The 17,510-nt window shown below is 51.2% G+C and carries 16 protein-coding genes; 13 read left to right on the top strand and 3 right to left on the bottom strand.

Annotation, left to right across the window (positions count from 1 at the left end):
• The first annotated feature begins 22 nt into the window (after positions 1–22).
• The gene (locus ACLTD4_RS04755; protein ID WP_147342746.1) at positions 23–229 is read left to right on the top strand and encodes a hypothetical protein; all 207 of its coding nucleotides are present in this window, start codon (positions 23–25) and stop codon (positions 227–229) included.
• 54 nt (positions 230–283) lie between these two features.
• The gene (locus tag ACLTD4_RS04760; protein ID WP_117622334.1) at positions 284–1,558 is read left to right on the top strand and encodes an adenylosuccinate synthase; all 1,275 of its coding nucleotides are present in this window, start codon (positions 284–286) and stop codon (positions 1,556–1,558) included.
• 79 nt (positions 1,559–1,637) lie between these two features.
• Here ACLTD4_RS04760 and ACLTD4_RS04765 read toward each other — a convergent pair whose 3' ends face one another.
• A complete protein-coding gene (locus ACLTD4_RS04765; protein ID WP_117622333.1) occupies positions 1,638–1,853 on the bottom strand; it encodes a hypothetical protein in 216 nt (71 codons plus the stop codon).
• 185 nt (positions 1,854–2,038) lie between these two features.
• Between ACLTD4_RS04765 and ACLTD4_RS04770 the strand changes: the two genes are divergently transcribed.
• Both ACLTD4_RS04770 and ACLTD4_RS04775 read left to right on the top strand, forming a co-directional pair.
• The gene (locus tag ACLTD4_RS04770) at positions 2,039–3,250 is read left to right on the top strand and encodes an N-acetylmuramoyl-L-alanine amidase family protein (protein ID WP_412331173.1); all 1,212 of its coding nucleotides are present in this window, start codon (positions 2,039–2,041) and stop codon (positions 3,248–3,250) included.
• Between the two features lie 645 nt (positions 3,251–3,895).
• Complete coding sequence (locus ACLTD4_RS04775; RefSeq protein WP_055655319.1) at positions 3,896–4,657, top strand: SDR family NAD(P)-dependent oxidoreductase; 762 nt, start codon at positions 3,896–3,898, stop codon at positions 4,655–4,657.
• Positions 4,658–4,739: 82 nt separating this feature from the next.
• Here ACLTD4_RS04775 and ACLTD4_RS04780 read toward each other — a convergent pair whose 3' ends face one another.
• Positions 4,740–6,677, bottom strand: coding sequence for an ABC-F family ATP-binding cassette domain-containing protein (locus ACLTD4_RS04780; RefSeq protein ID WP_412331174.1), 1,938 nt, complete (start codon positions 6,675–6,677; stop codon positions 4,740–4,742).
• A gap of 548 nt (positions 6,678–7,225) precedes the next feature.
• On the opposite strand from ACLTD4_RS04780, the gene ACLTD4_RS04785 reads away from it, so the two are divergent.
• The 9 genes from ACLTD4_RS04785 to ACLTD4_RS04825 all read left to right on the top strand — a co-directional run bounded on the left by ACLTD4_RS04785 (position 7,226) and on the right by ACLTD4_RS04825 (position 16,586).
• Positions 7,226–7,900, top strand: coding sequence for a redox-sensing transcriptional repressor Rex (locus ACLTD4_RS04785; RefSeq protein WP_055655681.1), 675 nt, complete (start codon positions 7,226–7,228; stop codon positions 7,898–7,900).
• Between the two features lie 151 nt (positions 7,901–8,051).
• Positions 8,052–9,566, top strand: coding sequence for an NAD(P)H-hydrate dehydratase (locus ACLTD4_RS04790; protein ID WP_117622330.1), 1,515 nt, complete (start codon positions 8,052–8,054; stop codon positions 9,564–9,566).
• A gap of 30 nt (positions 9,567–9,596) precedes the next feature.
• Positions 9,597–10,781 carry an alanine racemase gene (gene alr / locus ACLTD4_RS04795; RefSeq protein WP_412331175.1) on the top strand — a complete coding sequence of 395 codons (1,185 nt, stop codon included), beginning with the start codon at positions 9,597–9,599 and terminating at the stop codon, positions 10,779–10,781.
• 153 nt (positions 10,782–10,934) lie between these two features.
• The gene (locus tag ACLTD4_RS04800; protein WP_002600289.1) at positions 10,935–11,282 is read left to right on the top strand and encodes a type II toxin-antitoxin system PemK/MazF family toxin; all 348 of its coding nucleotides are present in this window, start codon (positions 10,935–10,937) and stop codon (positions 11,280–11,282) included.
• Between the two features lie 368 nt (positions 11,283–11,650).
• Positions 11,651–13,057, top strand: coding sequence for a hemolysin family protein (locus ACLTD4_RS04805; protein ID WP_412331176.1), 1,407 nt, complete (start codon positions 11,651–11,653; stop codon positions 13,055–13,057).
• Between the two features lie 84 nt (positions 13,058–13,141).
• Positions 13,142–13,870 (top strand): YebC/PmpR family DNA-binding transcriptional regulator, encoded by a 729-nt coding sequence (locus ACLTD4_RS04810; RefSeq protein ID WP_029466057.1) that lies wholly within the window; start codon positions 13,142–13,144, stop codon positions 13,868–13,870.
• 51 nt (positions 13,871–13,921) lie between these two features.
• Positions 13,922–14,134, top strand: a complete 213-nt coding sequence (locus ACLTD4_RS04815; protein ID WP_412331177.1) for a hypothetical protein — start codon at positions 13,922–13,924, stop codon at positions 14,132–14,134.
• Positions 14,074–15,981 carry a M28 family peptidase gene (locus ACLTD4_RS04820; RefSeq protein WP_412331178.1) on the top strand — a complete coding sequence of 636 codons (1,908 nt, stop codon included), beginning with the start codon at positions 14,074–14,076 and terminating at the stop codon, positions 15,979–15,981. Before ACLTD4_RS04815 ends, ACLTD4_RS04820 begins: the two co-directional genes overlap by 61 nt.
• Complete coding sequence (locus ACLTD4_RS04825; protein ID WP_002600285.1) at positions 15,954–16,586, top strand: GNAT family N-acetyltransferase; 633 nt, start codon at positions 15,954–15,956, stop codon at positions 16,584–16,586. Before ACLTD4_RS04820 ends, ACLTD4_RS04825 begins: the two co-directional genes overlap by 28 nt.
• Before the next feature lie 74 nt (positions 16,587–16,660).
• On the opposite strand, the gene ACLTD4_RS04830 is transcribed toward ACLTD4_RS04825, so the two are convergent.
• On the bottom strand, positions 16,661–17,422 hold the full coding sequence (locus ACLTD4_RS04830) for a GNAT family N-acetyltransferase (RefSeq protein WP_412331179.1): 762 nt from the start codon (positions 17,420–17,422) through the stop codon (positions 16,661–16,663).
• Positions 17,423–17,510: the final 88 nt, after the last annotated feature.

Consider the following 17,510-nt stretch of genomic DNA (forward strand, 5'->3'; position numbering starts at 1 on the left):
AGCTATGATATACGCGGTGGCAATGAGCAGTGTGGAATCCGGTAAGCAGCAATCTGCGTCATGCTTGCATGAAAGCAGATTGCCGCTTACCGGATTCCATAGGGCGAAGCCCGTGACCGAGATGGAGCGGAGCGGAATCGAGGTCCACTGCGGGATAGAACGAAGCAAGCTTGAAGCCTGCCACGGCGCAGAACGAAGCAAGATCGAGTCCTGCCACGGCGCAGAATGAATCAAAATCGAATCCCGCCGCAAACCGTAGTGAAGTAAAGGAGGAAACAAACAAATGGTAAGAGCAATAGTAGGCGCCAATTGGGGCGATGAGGGAAAAGGAAAAATCACGGACATGCTGGCGAATGAGTCCGACATCATCATCCGTTTTCAGGGAGGCAGCAATGCAGGACATACGATCATCAACAACTATGGCAAGTTTGCGCTCCACCTTCTGCCGTCCGGCGTTTTCTACAGCCATACGACGAGCGTAATTGGAAATGGCGTGGCGTTAAACATCCCGTTTCTGGTTAAGGAAATTGACGAGCTGGTAAGCAAGGGCGTTCCGAAGCCGCACATTCTCGTCTCTGACCGCGCGCAGATTCTGATGCCGTATCATATTCTGTTCGACCAGTATGAAGAGGAACGTCTTGGGAAGAAGTCCTTTGGCTCTACAAAGTCGGGTATTGCTCCATTCTATTCAGATAAATATGCAAAGATCGGATTCCAGGTCAGCGAGTTGTTTGAAAGTGAATCCTTAAAGGAAAAAGTAGCGCAGGTGTGCGAGACGAAGAATGTGATGCTGGAGCATTTATACCACAAGCCGGTTCTCGACCCGGAGGAGCTGTTTCAGACAATGCTTCAGTACCGTGATATGGTGGCTCCTTACGTCTGTGATGTGTCCAAATACTTATACGATGCCATCAAAGAGGGAAAGAATATCCTGCTGGAAGGCCAGCTTGGCTCTTTGAAGGATCCGGATCACGGCATTTATCCGATGGTTACATCCTCCTCCACACTGGCAGCTTATGGGGCCATCGGCGCAGGTATCGCGCCTTATGAAATAAAGAATATCACTACCGTTGTGAAGGCATATTCCAGTGCGGTTGGAGCAGGTGCATTTGTCAGCGAGATCTTCGGCGAGGAAGCTGATGAACTGAGAAAGCGCGGCGGCGACGGCGGTGAGTATGGAGCTACAACAGGACGTCCGAGACGTATGGGCTGGTTTGACGCGGTTGCGAGCCGGTATGGATGCCGGATTCAGGGATCCACAGAGGTGGCACTGACCGTTCTCGATGTACTGGGATATTTAGATGAGCTTCACGTCTGCGTTGGTTATGAGATTGACGGTGAGGTTACGAAGGATTTCCCGACTACAGTCCGTTTGGAGCGCGCAAAACCGGTCTACGAGACACTTCCTGGCTGGAAATGTGAAATCCGTGGTATCAAAAAATACGAAGACCTGCCGGAAAACTGCCGGAAATATATTGAATATATTGAGAAAGAGATTGAGACTCCAATCACCATGGTTTCCAATGGACCGGGGAGAGACGAGATCATTTACAGATAAGACTGTCCTTATTTATTGGCAGAAAATGAAAGACGGCCAAATCCGGTAAAAGAACCATCCGGATTTGGCCGTCTTTTTTCTATTCGTTGTTTCTGTCTTTTTCCTCAGGATTTAAGAGCCTGTACACCAGTTGAAAAGCATACAATATGACGGGTATGATGACGGTTGAGAAGATAGCGGCCATCAGCCAGTTATTTGCGGACGGACTTTTGGAGAAAGCCGAAACGATGGCGATAACATACATGGCCAGTATGAAAATAACTCCGGCCATGGCCAGAGGGCGTTTCCATTTCATGGGGACACCTCGCTTTCTTTGGGATGGTACTTCTCTTTATTATAACAGAAAACTTCGGAAACTCAAGGTAAGGATTTGGGATTTGTTCACAAAAACTTCAGATTTGCAGCCTGTACTTTTTTACCAGATTATAGTACAATCAGAGAGAGATAACGTGTGAAAAGACAGGGAAGGAGTGTGTATTCTTGAAGAAAAGATGGGCAGCGGCGGTTGCAGTGAGCATGCTCTTAAGCCTCGGAAGCGTCATGGCAGCCGCGGCAGATGAGACGGGGGCCGTTCAAACAGAGAACACAACTTCAGAGAGCGGAACCGCGGAGAATGGGAACCCGGCAAACGGAGCTGTAGAGAGTGGGAACCCGGCAAACGGAGCTGTAGAGAATGGAAACCCGGCAAACGGAACCTCAGAGAACACAGCCGGGCAGGCGTCGGAGGCAGACTCCGGGAATGAAGTAAAGGGAACCTGGAAGCAGGAAGACGGCGGCTGGAGATATTATGACGAAGCCGGAACGTATAAGAAGAACAGCTGGGAGCAAATCGGCGGTTACTGGTACCATTTTGGCAAGGACGGTCTTATGGCTGTGGGCTGGCAGAAGATAGGCGGATATAACTATTGTTTCTGGGAGACGGGAGATCTGGCAATCGGCTGGTGCTATAATGATGACGATGAGAAATGGTACAATTTTGATGCGGATGGCACTGCGAAGAAGGGCTGGTTTCAGGATGAAGACGGAAGCTGGTACTGGTTCTCCACAAGAGGAGAGATGGCTTCTTCCGGTTATAAGTCGATCGACGGGAAACGGTATTATTTCTTCGAGGATGGCCAGATGGCGGCCAATCAGTATGTTGGATTGTTCTACATGGACGAGAACGGCCAGAGGGATAAGCGCTATGACATCGTAATAGAAGGAAAGAGCAGGGAATCATCTGTGGCATCTGAGACGAAAGAGGAGATCACAGCAGCCCTTGAGCATATTCCGAGAGGCTGGATCAAGTATTTTGTGGATCACGGATGGGAGATTCTCTATTATCCGGATAAGGAATATTTTTCCGCACCCGAGTCCGACGGCAGTACATACTATGTGTATCATAAGCTGGATACGAGCTACCGGAAGATTAAGTTCTGCAAGGCGGAGGGATTGACCCAGGCCTTTGGAGAATACATTGGATACGCGGCCGACTGCTTTGACAGCGACAGCCAGTTCGCTGTGGATCTGGCCATGAATAAGGGGAATGTGGATGAGTTCGTCGATGTCCCCGATTATTATACGAACAACATGCAGTTTTATTTCGGTAAGCTGGTGGAGGCATATTTAAGCGACAACGATACGAGAACCGCTATGGAAGCGGATTCGCCTCAGGTTTGTGAGATTTTAAGGAAGGTTTTGTATGCGCGGTAGGCGGCTTTAACAAAACAAGCGAGAATTCCCCCACTGACATGAAGTCAAGCCGCGCATCTATAAGATGTAGCCGCACTCTGTGAAATGATCGAGCGTGGATTGAAACAACAAAATAGACGGCACTTTGCGAAATGACTAAGCGTGGAATGAAACCTATATACGAAAAATAATAGGAACGATAAAAAAGCAGGAGCAATCCTGTTTTTTTATTGCTTCTGAAAGGATAGGGAGATAGAAGACAGGAGATAATAGATGCAGAAAACAGGATACGAATAAACGAAGCGACGTAAAAGACATCATTACAAAATAATCGATAAAAAAATACTTATTTACTCTTGACTCCTGAAGGCATCAGGTATATACTAACCATAGAACGTTAATTATTTAACAAAACAGAAAAAACTTATAAATGAAAAGCTTATCTTAGATCAATTTAAATCGTTTAACAAAATCAACGAGAATTCTCCCAGCCTCTACAGGTGGGAGATGAATCGCAAAAACAAACTTAGCGTCAGTGGCGGGCAGATATCCCCCACTGACATGAGGTCAAAACAATCCGGGCAACCGGATAAAATGGTAGCATAGCTACGATGTGTGAATTGAAATAAATAAATCGTTTTTATTATTAATGAGGAGGCGGCATCCATGAAGAAGATGGAAGGTAAAGTCGTACTGATTACCGGCGGTGCGAGAGGGATTGGCTATGGTATTGCAAAGGCATTTGCAGAAGAGGGCGCCAATATCGTTATTACGGGACGTACGGCGAGTACACTGATCGAGGCAAGAGAGAATCTGGAAGCAGATTACGGCATCGAGGCGCTGTTCGTAGTTGCGGACGGCGGCGATGAGACGGCTGTAAAGAACGTGGTAAAGCAGGCGGTTGACCGTTTTGGCAAGCTGGATTGTCTTGTCAATAACGCACAGGTTTCCAAGTCCGGCACAATGCTGGTGGACCACACGAAAGAGGATTTCGACCTTGCGATCTATTCCGGTCTGTATGCGACGTTTTTCTATATGAGAGAGGCGTTCCCGTATTTGAAGGAGACAAAAGGCAGCGTAATCAATTTCGCCTCCGGAGCGGGCCTGTTCGGCAAACTGGGCCAGTCTTCCTATGCGGCAGCCAAAGAGGGAATTCGCGGTATGTCCCGTGTGGCGGCGGCAGAGTGGGGCGAGTTTGGAATCAATGTGAATGTAGTCTGCCCGCTGGCCATGACACCTGGTCTGGAAAAGTGGAAAGATGAGTATCCAAAACTGTATGACCAGACGATTCAGAGCATTCCTCTCAAGCGATTTGCCGATCCGGAGAAGGATATCGGGCGTGTCTGCGTATTTCTTGCATCAGACGACGCCAGTTATGTGACGGGTGAAACAATAACACTTCAGGGTGGAAGCGGATTGAGACCATAAATGAAAAGAATCCATCGGAGACGATACGTCTTCCGGTGGATTCTTTTTGTTTCCGCGAGCAGCGAGTCTGGTGGAACCGTTTCTATTCAGCAAGCGTTTCCCATATTTCATAGAGTTCTTCCAGCCTTGTCTGAAGCTCTTCTTTCTCTTTGTTGAGTTCCATGAGGCGGGAGACATCGGTAAAGACTTCTTCCCGGGTGAGAAGCCCGTCGATTTCGCCGTCCCTCGTCTCCAGCTGATGAATCTCATCCTCGGTCTTTTTTAAGTCGTTCTGCCGTTTGCGGATTCTGGCCTGTTCCTCTTTAAATGCCTTCCAGTCCTGTTTGACTTCGGAACCCTCGGGAGTCTGTGATGCACCGCCTTTCGCTCCGTTTTCCTGATTTCCTGACGGCTCTGAGGCGTAAAGCTCTGTCATCAGCTCTTTCTTTTCCAGATAATAGTCGTAATTGCCGATATAATTGACCAGCGTGTGACCCGTCAGGTCGAGAATGCGGGTGGCCGTTTTGTTGATGAAGTAACGGTCGTGGGACACGTAGAGAATTGTGCCCGTATAGCTGTTCAGCGCATCCTCCAGAATTTCCTTGGAGGTGATATCCAAATGGTTCGTCGGCTCATCGAGGATCAGGAAATTGGCCTCGGACAGCATCAGCTTCGCCAGAGAGACGCGTCCCCGTTCGCCGCCGCTTAAGTCCTTGACCCGTTTGAACACATCGTCTCCGGTGAACAGAAACGCGGCAAGAATGTTCCGGATCTGCGTGTTGTTCATGTTGGGATACGTATCAGAAAGCTCGTCGAAGAGCGTCTTTTCCATATGCAGAACCTGATGTTCCTGGTCGTAATAGCCGATATGCACCTTGGAACCGAGACGAATTTCCCCGGTATCTGCAGGCAGTAAGTTGTTCAATATCTTTAAAATCGTGGTCTTTCCGGTTCCGTTGCCTCCGATAATGGCAACCCGCTCCCCCCGTTTGATATCAAAATCCACATGGTCAAACAGATGGTTGGGACCGAAGGCCTTGCTCAGGTCACGGACGGTCAGCACATCGTTACCGCTGATGATGTTGGGCTCTAAACGGATTCGCATCTCGTCATTGACTTCCGCCGGTTTTTCCAGGACCTCGATCTTATCCAGCATCTTTTCACGGCTTTCCGCCCGTTTGATGGATTTTTCCCTGTTGAAGGATTTCAGCTTCGCAATGACCTCCTCCTGGTGGCGGATTTCCTGCTGCTGGTTTAAATAAGCCTTCATTTTCGCGTCCCGGATCATGGCGCGCTTTTCACTGTAGGCTGTGTAATTGCCCTGGTATACGGCGAGATTGCCACTGTCCATCTCGATAATCTTTGTGACGACGCGGTCGAGGAAATACCGGTCATGGGCGACGATGATGACGCTTCCGTCGTAATTGGTCAGATAACCCTCCAGCCAGGCAATGGAGTTCATGTCTAAATGGTTGGTAGGCTCGTCCAGAAGAATAATATCGGGCTTTGTTAAAAGAAGCTTGCCCAGGGAGACTCTGGTCTTCTGGCCTCCGGACAGGGCCGATACCGGCTTCGTGAATTCTTCCTCCGTAAAGCCCAGGCCTTTTAACACACCAGTTACCTCGCTCTGATAGGCGTAAACGTTTTGAAGTTCAAATTCATGGTTTAAACGGCTGTAGACGGAAAGCATGTTTTCCAGCTCATCTCCTGAAGCGTGCTTCATATCCAGCTCCAGTCTGCGGATTTTTGCTTCCATCTCAATCAGCGGCCGCTTTACCTCCAGTACCTCGTCGAAAATGGACCGGTCGCCGCCCAGCTCCTGGTGCTGCGCCAGGTATCCGAGTGTCTTTCCCTTGGAAATGACAACCTCGCCTTCATCGGCGGCCAGCTCTCCGATGATGATTTTTAACAGTGTGGATTTGCCGGCGCCGTTGATACCGACGATGGCTGCCTTTTCATGATCCTCTATATGAAAGGAAGCATGGCGGATAATTTCCGTGCTTCCAAAGGCCTTGCTTATGTTGCTGCATGATAAAATCATGGTAGTTCCTCCCCTTGAATGGATCGAATAAATGTTGAATAACACGAATAGTATAATATAGGTTGGATTTTTTTTCAACTGCAACTGGTTGGATTGAGTGTTGCAGTTCACAGCCCTGCCAGCCTCTGCTTCCCGGTCGGCTCCGGCTAGCTCATGGGCCGTTTCCAGTTCAAGTTTCGGGGATAAGCACTTCTAAACGTGCAGAATTTTTCTAAAAACCAGGGAAAATTCCCAAACTCGCTGCGCTCAGACAGGTGGGAATTTCCCCTGAACGAAAAATCCTGCGCGTTAAGAATTGCTAATCCCCTGCAAAGTCACTGGAAACGGCCCATGAGCCAGCCGGAGCCGACCGGGAAGCAGAGGCCGACAGGGCTGTGAACTGCAACGATTAAGAGGACCGCCCAAGCAAGAAAAATAAAACCTGTTTGACATTATTTTGTCATGCCTGTATAATAGTAGTTAATTTAACAAAACAAGCGAAAAGTCCCTCGCCGCTGTAAGGCAGAGGGATGAAAAGGAATAAACAAACTATTGAAGAAGGTGAAGATGTGGCAGAAAAAGAGATATCAAAAGCAGTGATTGCGAGGTTACCGAGATATTACCGATATCTTGGAGAACTGATGGAGGATGGGGTGGAAAGAATTTCTTCCAATGACTTGAGTGTCCGTATGAAGGTTACTGCGTCTCAGATCCGCCAGGATCTGAATAATTTTGGAGGCTTTGGACAGCAGGGCTATGGCTATAATGTAAAGTATTTATATACGGAGATCGCTAAGATCCTCGGAATCGACAGACAGCATAATATTGTAATTATCGGTGCGGGTAATCTGGGACAGGCAATTGCCAATTATGCGAATTTTGAGAAGCGGGGCTTTCTGATCAAGGGAATGTTCGATATTAATCCCCGTCTTATCGGGCTCGTCGTTCGAGGGATTGAGATCAGAAGTGTCGATGATCTGGAGCAGTTTGTGAGGGATAACGACGTTCAGATTGCAGCTTTGACGATACCGAAGACCAAGGCGCCGGAGATTGCGGACCGTCTTGTGAGCGCCGGAATCAAGGCAATCTGGAATTTCGCCCATACGGATCTGGTGGTACCGGATGACGTGGTGGTGGAGAACGTACACCTTTCTGAGAGCCTGATGCGCTTATCCTATAAGGTTTGCAGCATGCAGGACAAGGCAGAGGAAGAAAAGGCGGAGCGGGAAAAAGGCAAATCTTGACCCATTTCGTTTGTGAAATGAGTGCCGGCAGGCAAAGGAGAAATTCTTCTTTGCCTGTCGGCAGTTTTGTATTATAATAGAGAACATGCAGAGATGAGTTTCAGATCGTTAAGACTGAGGGATGAGTTTTTAGTCGGAAAGGCGAATGGGTATGAGATATCTGGTATCGGGAAGCCAGATGAAGGAAGTGGACAGCTATACCATCCAGTCCATAGGAATCCCTTCACTGGTGCTTATGGAGCAGGCGGCCGCGGCCGTTGTGCGGGAAGTGCAGAAAAAGGCAGAGAAAAAGGACCGTATCTGGGCAGTCTGCGGGACTGGGAATAATGGGGCGGACGGGATTGCAGCCGCCAGGCTTCTCCATTTAAAGGGGTACGCCGTGACCGTGATCCTGGCAGGGACGAAGGAGAACGGGACGGATGAATACAAGAAGCAGCTGGCCATTGCGGAGCGGCTGGGCCTGAATCTGATTGAGTACAGCGATTTTATACCGGGGCGCTGCGAACTTATTATCGACGCCGTGTTCGGCGTGGGGCTGTCCAGAGAGGTAGGCGGAACGTACCGGGACCTGCTGGCCACGCTCCCCGGATGCGGAGCGGCTTACGTGGTGGCTGTGGATATTCCGTCCGGAATTCACGCCGACACGGGGGAGGTCATGGGAATCGCCCTGAAGGCCGATGTGACGGTTACCTTTGGCTATGAAAAGCTGGGGACGCTTCTCTATCCGGGACGCGCTTACAGCGGCGCCGTTGTTGTGGCGGATATCGGTTTTCCGCCGGTCAGCTTAGAGAGGCTGAGCCCGGAACTGTTTACCTATGAAGCTGAGGATATCCGTATGATTCCAGCCCGGCCGGCATATTCCAATAAGGGTACCTTCGGCCGTGTACTGATTGCCGCGGGTTCGAAAAATATGAGCGGAGCGGCCTATTTAAGCGCCATGGCGGCATACCGGATGGGGGCCGGTCTGGTGAAGATCTTTACCGTGGAGGAGAATCGGGCGATCCTGCAGACTGCGCTTCCTGAGGCGATCATCACCACCTACGACCCGGAGGAGGCAGAGACGCCTACCGTGCGTTTCCAGACGCTTCTGGAGGCGCAGTGTGAATGGGCCAGCGTCATCGTCCTGGGCCCCGGAATCGGCCAGGAGCCGTATACGAAGAACCTGGTGGAGACGGTGCTGGCCAATGCCTACGTTCCCATTATCCTCGATGCGGACGGACTTAATACCATTGCGGCATTTCCGGAGCTGACCAATTATTTTACGGAGAATATCATCGTGACGCCTCATCTCGGTGAGATGGCGAGGCTGACGGGCAGTTCGGTGGAGACGATCAGAGGGTGTCTGATTCCCACCGCGAGGGAATACGCGGACCGTTATGGAATTACCTGCGTGCTGAAGGACGCGGTGACGGTGGCGGCCTTAAAGGACCAGCGGACCTACATTAATACCAGCGGCAACAGCGCCATGGCGAAGGCGGGAGCGGGGGATGTCCTGACCGGAATTATCGCAGGACTTCTGGCGCTTGGCATGGAGGAATCGGACGCCGCGGCCATGGGTGTATACCTGCACGGACGAGCGGGGGATCTGGTAAAGCTTCAGTCGGGAGAGCACGGCCTTCTGGCCCGGGAACTGACGGAAGCACTGGCAGACATTATAAAATCATGAGACAGAATAATCTGAAGGAAGTATAGAGAAATGGAACGATACAGCAGAGTTTATGAGACGGTAAATCTGGACGCCATCAGACAGAATATGGAAGCTATGAGGGCCAATCTAAAGGAAGGCACTGAGATGATTGGCGTGGTAAAGGCGGATGGATACGGTCATGGCTCAGTACCGGTGGCGTGTGCCATCGACTCTTACGTAAGCGGATACGCGACGGCCACCCCGGAGGAGGCTGTCATATTGAGAAAACATGGTATTACGAAGCCCATTCTGATTCTCGGAGTGAGCCCGGAGAGCAGCTTCAGCCAGCTGATCGAGTACGATCTCCGCCCGGCCATCTTCCGCTATGAAAGCGCGGCGCGCCTGTCGGAACTGGCAGTACAGGCGGGGAAAAGGGCGTCCATCCACATCGCCCTGGATACCGGAATGAGCCGGATCGGTTATCCGGTGACTGCGGCGGCGGCGGAGGAGACTGCGCGGATCAGCCGTCTTCCGGGAATCCGCATCGAGGGTCTCTTCACTCATTTCGCAAGGGCGGATGAGAAGGACAAAGGTGCCACGGACCGCCAGATGGAGCTGTTTACCACATTCGTTTCCATGCTTTCCGAGCGGGGCGTCACGATTCCGGTTCTGCATTGTTCCAACAGTGCGGGAATTTTAGAGCTTCCGAAGGCGAACTTTAACGCGGTCCGCGCGGGAATCTCCATTTACGGCCTCTATCCGTCGGATGAGGTGGAGAAGGAGCCGGTTCGTCTGATACCGGCCATGGAGTTAAAGAGTACCATAACCTATTTGAAGACGATTGCGCCGGGAACTCCGGTCAGCTACGGCGGCACCTTTACGGCAGAGAGAGAGACCTCCATTGCGACTATTCCGGTAGGGTACGGGGACGGTTATCCCCGGGCGTTGTCAGGCCGGGCGGATGTCCTGATCCGCGGCCGCCGCGCCAGAATCCTGGGCCGTGTCTGTATGGACCAGCTGATGCTGGATACGACGGATATCCCTGAGGCGGAGGAGGGCGACGAGGTCACTCTGATCGGAAAAGACGGAGAGGAGGAGATTACAGTAGAGGAGCTGGCGCACATTGGCGGCGGATTCCATTACGAAATCCTCTGCGACATCGGCAAGCGTGTCCCAAGAGTCTACATAGAAGCGGGAAAAGTGGTCGGAAAAAAAGATTATTTTGATGATATTTACGAAGGTTTCGGAAAGTAATCCGAAAAGGAAGTGAAGGGACGAATAACGTCATCCATGTCCGTATCATATCATAGAATATGCGGCAAAAGAACTTGAGCGAATAACTTAAGTGAATACACGAGTCAAAAAAGGTCAATAATAGACGTAAATCAATTGACGGAGTGTGAGAAAGTGATAATCAGACGTGGAGACATTTTTTATGCAGACTTAAGACCGGTAGTAGGCTCCGAGCAGGGAGGAATCCGGCCGGTCCTCATCATACAGAACGACATCGGAAACAAGCACAGCCCCACCGTCATCTGCGCAGCAATCACGTCCCGGATGAACAAGGCAAAGCTTCCCACCCATGTCGAACTCGATACCAGAAGATGCGATATGATAAAAGATTCCGTAATCCTGTTAGAGCAATTAAGGACCATAGACAAGCAAAGACTGAAAGAGAAGATTTGTCACATCGATGAGGAACTTCAGGAGAAAGTGGACTATGCGTTAAAAATCAGTTTGGAACTGGATACATAGTTCAGGAATACGAAAGAGATGGGATAAACCTGTAAAGGAAGCGTAAATACTTGACAAATGAGAGGGAGGAGGGTATCATCTTTCATAGCTGTGAGCAGGGGAAAAGAATACCCAACACCTGGCGCCTCCCGGCGTAAATACGCCATGCACAGCACCTGCTCTCTACGCCAGTTGCACGCCTGCGAAGCTAGCCGTAGGCTCCAGCTAGCCGTAGGCCCTACTACGCCGTCGCTTCGCAGACGCACACCTGACGCAGATATCAGGCACTATACAAGGCGTATTTACGCCGGGAGGCACTAGTGCAAAGCTGTACCGGTTCCCCAAAAATAACAACCAATGACAATCAATTAAAGGAGTAAAACAAGACAATGGACGATGGCAACCCGCTTCCCAGCGTGGCAATATTTTTACTATTCATTCTGTTAGACGCCATATTTTACGGATTTGGCGCAGCAATTCAAAACGTCAACACGAATGACTTAGAGCATCAGATGGAAGAAGGCAGTGACAAGGCAAGAAAGCTGCTACATATCGTTAACAGGCCTACCCGGTTTGTAAACACGATACAGGTTTCGACCAATATCATAGGCATAATCACCGGTGCCTTTATTTTAGAGCAGCTGGGCGGCCGCCTGACCCTTATTCTGGACCGCCGGGCCAGCATGTCCGCTCCCTGGCTTTCCATCTTAAGCCTTCTGATCGTAGGCATTCTCCTGATCGTGCTGCTTATCAGCTTCGGCATCGTGATTCCGAAACACTGTGCGGCCCAGAACCCGGAGAAATGGGGCTATAACATGCTTCCGGTCGTCACCTTTTTCATGGTTCCCCTAATGCCGTTTACCTGGCTCATCAACGCTGTGGCATTTCTGTTTTTGAAGCTGATCGGGATCGATATGATGTCGGACAATGAAAATGTGACAGAAGAGGACATCATGTCCATGGTCAATGAAGGCCACGAGCAGGGCGTCTTAGAGGCCAGAGAGGCGGAGATGATCACCAATATTTTCGAACTGGACGACAAGGACGCCGGCGACATCATGACGCACCGGAAGAATCTGGTTGCCCTGGACGGCTCCATGACCTTAAAGGAGGCGGTGAATTTCATCCTGAAGGAAGGCTATAATTCCAGGTACCCGGTTTACGAAAAGGATATTGACGACATCACCGGCATCCTCCATATGAAAGATGCGCTCATTGCCGCGGAGAACGGCGGTAATGCGTCGGTTCCGATCTGTGAGATCGAGGGACTTCTGCGGGAGGCCCATTTCATTCCGGAGACGAGAAACATCGATTCTCTCTTTAAGGAGATGCAGTCCCAGAAGATTCACATGGTTATCGTGGTCGATGAATACGGGCAGACGGCCGGTATCGTCACCATGGAGGACATTCTGGAAGAGATCGTCGGCAGCATCATGGATGAATACGACGTGGATGAAGAATTTATTGCCGAGTCGGAGGACGGCTCCTATATTGTCAGCGGCATGACACCGTTAGACGAGGTGGCCAAGACCCTGGATATCGAATTTGAGGAGGACGATTACGACTCCTATGACACCATCAACGGGTTCCTCATCTCGAGGCTGGACCGCATTCCGCAGGAAGGCGAGCAGACAGAGGTGGAATACGAGGGATACGGATTCAAGATTCTCCAGGTGGAGAACAAGATGATTCATACCATCCGCGTACAGAGGCTTGCGCCTCCGCCGGATACCCCGTCAGGGCCGGAAAATGGCGGGGAAAGCCCGGTGGAGAGCGAAAATTCCTTGCCAGATTAACAGAATGGTGTTAAAATGGAAAAGATGCTGATTTTTAGAATATTTTCAGGACGAAGAAGATAAAGGAAAAGGAGTGTTATAACAATGTCAGGACATTCAAAGTTCGCAAATATCAAACACAAAAAAGAGAGAAATGATGCTGCAAAAGGCAAAGTTTTCACTGTAATCGGAAGAGAAATTGCAGTGGCAGTGAAAGAAGGCGGACCGGACCCTGCGAATAACAGCAAGCTGCGCGATGTCATTGCAAAAGCCAAAGCCAACAATATGCCGAACGATACGATTGACCGTGGAATCAAGAAGGCGGCCGGCGACGCTAATGCTGTGAATTATGAGACCATTACATATGAAGGATATGGTCCGAACGGGGTAGCGATCATTGTTGACACCTTAACCGACAACAAAAACAGGACGGCAGCCAATGTGAGAAGCGCCTTTACAAAGGGCGGCGGAAATGTAGGAACGCCAGGCTGTGTATCTTATATGTTCGATAAAAAGGGCCAGATCATCATTGATAAGGAAGAGTGTGAGATGGACCCGGATGAATTGATGATGATGGCTCTGGATGCGGGAGCCGAGGATTTCTCCGAGGAGGAAGACAGCTACGAGGTGATCACGGCGCCGGAAGATTTCAGCGCGGTGCGTGAAGCGCTGGAAGCGGCCGGAATTCCGATGGCAGAGGCCGACGTAACCATGATCCCGCAGACCTGGGTAGAACTGACCGATGAGGACGCGATCAAAAAGATGAACCGTACTCTCGATCTTCTGGACGAGGATGACGACGTTCAGGCCACCTATCACAACTGGGAAGAATAATATTGAAATGAGAAGCCGGCTTAAGAAAATAATACTTTCTGAGCCGGCTTTTTGCATAAAGAAGAGGGCGAATGCGAATTGAAGGAAGAAGAGGCATACGTAAGGGCCGTTGATGTGGATTACTCCTTCCATCTGGCAAAGCGGATGGAGCAGTATAAGTGCAACGAGGCGCTGGGATACCGGACGGCCGGTTCCAGGGCGGAATGGGAGACCGGGGAGATGATCCGGCGGGAAGGAGGCCATCGGGCGAACGCGAAGAGCTGAAACCACTGGATTCCTGGGAGTTTAAACAGGCCATCCTCAGATTTTACGACGCCTCCGGTCAGCTGAAGGAGTGTCAGCTGGGGGCGTATCAGACGGATTTTCACACCGATGGATTCGAGGAGTTCACCATCGTCTGCGGCGGTAAGGGGACGGCGGCGGATTACGAGGGCGCCGATGTCTCCGGCAAGCTGGTTTTGGCAGAGATCAACCAGAGGGAGGAGTGGTGGATTAATTTTCCCGTGTATGAGGCCCATATCCGGGGCGCGGCAGCCTTAATCGCCGTTCAGGGCGGCGGCTACGGGGAGGTGGATGATACCGCCTTAAATGCCCAGGATATTGGAGGCCCGGCCGATGCGCCTGCATTTTCCATGTCACGGGCGGATGCGCGCGCACTGAAGGAAAGCATGGCCGGTACAGGCGAAAAGAAGGTCTGGTTCTGCGCGGATTCGACGGTAAAGACGGGGGTGGTCTCCTACAATATTGTGGGGGAGATACCGGGACGGGACCGGGAATCCATGATTCTGCTGTCGGCCCATTACGACTCCTACTTTTCGGGTTTTCAGGATGACAACGCGGCGGTGGCTCTGATGCTGGGAATCGGCAGGGCTCTCATACAGAGCGGGTACCGCCCGGAAAAAACCATTGTCTTCTGCGCCATGGCGGCTGAGGAGTGGGGGATGGCGGATTCGAAATACGACTGGTCAACCGGTGCGTGGCAGCAGGTTTCCGTCGTCCATCCGGAATGGCGGGGGAAGGTGGCGGCGGATTTTAATTTTGAACTGCCGGCTCACGCACACGGAAAAAAGGACGCCATACGCACGGTGTACGAGTATGCGGATTTTCTGGAGTCCCTGCTCGGGGGCACCGGTGTGGGAAAGGACGTGTATCCGGAAGGCGTGGCTGTGCTCTGTCCCGTCGAGACCATGTCGGACGATTTCTCCATGGCGATCTCGGGCATTCCATCTATGGTCAACGATTTCACGTCGGGCCAGTTCATGGAGACCCACTACCATACGCAGTTTGACAATGACGACTATTACGACGAGGCGGTATACCGGTTTCATCATGAGCTGTATGGATGTCTGGTCATGGCATTCGACCGGACGGCGGTAGCGCCCCTTAATTTTGAGAGGCTGTTTCTGGCGCTTAAGGACAGCCTGGATCTCGACTATTCGGAGAAGACCGGAGCCGGCGGAGAACGGCTGAAGGAGCTGACAGAAGAGGCGGCCCGGCTGGGAAAAGCGGTTTATGAGCAGGTGCGCCGGATTAATGAGAAGTGCCGGAATCAGGAGCAGCCCTGGAAATACCGGGAACAGTACCGTGAGCTGGAAGCCGTCCTGATGCAGCTCTTCAAAATGGAGCAGGACAGCTTTGTGAGGCTGGACTGGCACGACGAGGTCTGTTTTCCGCAGGAAGCAGTGCGGAGAAATTTAAAGCTGGTGCGGACCGCTGTCGAATGCCTGGAAAACGGCCATGGGCGGTGTGCACTGGAGGCCATCTACGGGATCGACAATAACCGGTATGCATTTCAGTTTGACGAGGAGGTGTTCCGCCATTTTACGGATTACGTGATGAATCAGGAGGCGGGGCGTCTGCAGTGGGGAGCCGGCCGGATCGTCCACCACGAAAATCTGTTTCATCTGGTGCAGCTTCTAAAGGGCAAGCTGGAGGAAGAGGACGAGGATTTCACGGAAGAGCTTCTGATCCTTAAGCGGGTGGAGGAGAACCAGCTTGCCTGCTATTTGGATGATATTGAATACATGAACCACGCAATAGAAAAAATGATACAGAAATTAAAGGAGATAACAGAGAACGAATCATGGAAAGTGACCGATTGTACCGAGTGAAAAGAGAAGATGTGGAGAAGCTTAAGGAGCTGCTGACAGCATGCTTTGCCAGGGACCCTCTGTACTGCAAGCTGATCCCTGATGAGGACACGAGGAAACGGCTGATGCCGGAGCTGTTTGAATGCGATATGGAGGAATTTTTTGAGACGTGTGAAATCTACGCGGACAGCCCGGAAATTAATGGAATCATTGTGGTGGATGACGAATCGGAGCCCTATAATCCGGTGCATTACTATCTGACAGAGGCGGCCGCGACGCTACGGACAGACGGGTATCTGATCAAGGAGGACCCATCACTGAAGACGTTCTGGAATTTTGCCATGGGACGGGATTATTTAAATTCCAAATGGACGGACCAGCTCCACCAGGAGGAGCGGTTACATATCATTTATCTGGCTGTGAGGCCCAGGATGCAGCACCACGGGATCTCAGCCCTGCTTTTAAATGAGGCGATCGATTATGCGGACCGCCACAGGCAGATGATCTCACTGGAGACGCACAATGAAAAAAATGTGGCGTTTTACCAGCACTTTGGATTTAAGGTATTCGGGGTGGTGGAGAAGCATTTTGATTTGAAGCAGTATTGTATGATCCGGGAAGTATAGAGAAGCTGGCGGGAGCCGGTGCAGAAACAGACTTCTGTCCTGCGCCGGCTCCCGTTTATCGCTGGTCCAATCCGTTAATACACGTAATACGACAGGGTCTCTGTAAATGCAAAGCCCAGTTTCCGATAAAGTGCAAGCGCCGGTTCGTTGTCCCCGGACACCTGAAGCAGGACGCGGCTGACCGGGAGGTCCTCCGGCTGCGGCCTGGCTGACCGGTTTAGTTCCTCAATGAGCGCGGCGGCGGCACGGGTTCCGATTCCCTGATTCCGCAGGGGCTCCTGAATCTCGAAACCATAGAAGTAAACGGTTTCATTTTGAAAAATGAGGTGGAAGGAGCCGGCAGGCTGATCATTTACGCGGATGGTATAGAGCGTGTCCTCATCCCGGGGGCTGAGCGCGGGGGAGAATTTGACCGCCCGGCTGTCCGGGCCGGGAGACGGCGCAGGCAGGCGCAGCTCCATCATGTGTTCCCGGTTTAATAGCTCCGCTCCGATGGCGTCCAGCGTATGCTTCGCGTCGGCGCAGGAATCATCGGCCAGGAAGAGAAGATCGCATTCGTCTGACTCCTTCAGCAATTCTTCCAGCAGCCGGGTAAAATGCCCGCGTCTCCGGCAGGACGGAAGCGTGAAGGCGCTGCAGCTGCATGTCTCAAATTCGTTAAAAATTGCAGAAAATGCGGATAAGAGCGTTTCTTCGTCGTATAATAGAAAGAAAAGACAGCCGTCTTCCGTGGGAATGGTGAGTGAAGTCTGATCGTGCGACCGGCATGCGGTTTCGAGGGCGTGCAAGTCTTCCAGCTGATGGAGGTCTAATTGCTTTGTGCGTATGATTTTCATGGTATTCTCCCTTTTCTTTTCCGGAGGAAATATCAGCACTGCACTGTGCAGTACTGGTGTATACAGTATAGTACAAGAAACCATGTGA

This window comes from Hungatella sp. (assembly GCF_046966825.1).

Coding starts and splice junctions, on each gene's coding strand:
- ACLTD4_RS04775 (WP_055655319.1), top strand. CDS start 3,896: ATGAAGAAGATGGAAGGTAAAGTCGTACTGATTACCGGCGGTGCGAGA.
- alr (WP_412331175.1), top strand. CDS start 9,597: ATGGAACGATACAGCAGAGTTTATGAGACGGTAAATCTGGACGCCATC.
- ACLTD4_RS04810 (WP_029466057.1), top strand. CDS start 13,142: ATGTCAGGACATTCAAAGTTCGCAAATATCAAACACAAAAAAGAGAGA.
- ACLTD4_RS04755 (WP_147342746.1), top strand. CDS start 23: ATGAGCAGTGTGGAATCCGGTAAGCAGCAATCTGCGTCATGCTTGCAT.
- ACLTD4_RS04760 (WP_117622334.1), top strand. CDS start 284: ATGGTAAGAGCAATAGTAGGCGCCAATTGGGGCGATGAGGGAAAAGGA.
- ACLTD4_RS04790 (WP_117622330.1), top strand. CDS start 8,052: ATGAGATATCTGGTATCGGGAAGCCAGATGAAGGAAGTGGACAGCTAT.
- ACLTD4_RS04780 (WP_412331174.1), bottom strand. CDS start 6,677: ATGATTTTATCATGCAGCAACATAAGCAAGGCCTTTGGAAGCACGGAA.
- ACLTD4_RS04825 (WP_002600285.1), top strand. CDS start 15,954: ATGGAAAGTGACCGATTGTACCGAGTGAAAAGAGAAGATGTGGAGAAG.
- ACLTD4_RS04765 (WP_117622333.1), bottom strand. CDS start 1,853: ATGAAATGGAAACGCCCTCTGGCCATGGCCGGAGTTATTTTCATACTG.
- ACLTD4_RS04820 (WP_412331178.1), top strand. CDS start 14,074: ATGGGAGACCGGGGAGATGATCCGGCGGGAAGGAGGCCATCGGGCGAA.
- ACLTD4_RS04830 (WP_412331179.1), bottom strand. CDS start 17,422: ATGAAAATCATACGCACAAAGCAATTAGACCTCCATCAGCTGGAAGAC.
- ACLTD4_RS04805 (WP_412331176.1), top strand. CDS start 11,651: ATGGACGATGGCAACCCGCTTCCCAGCGTGGCAATATTTTTACTATTC.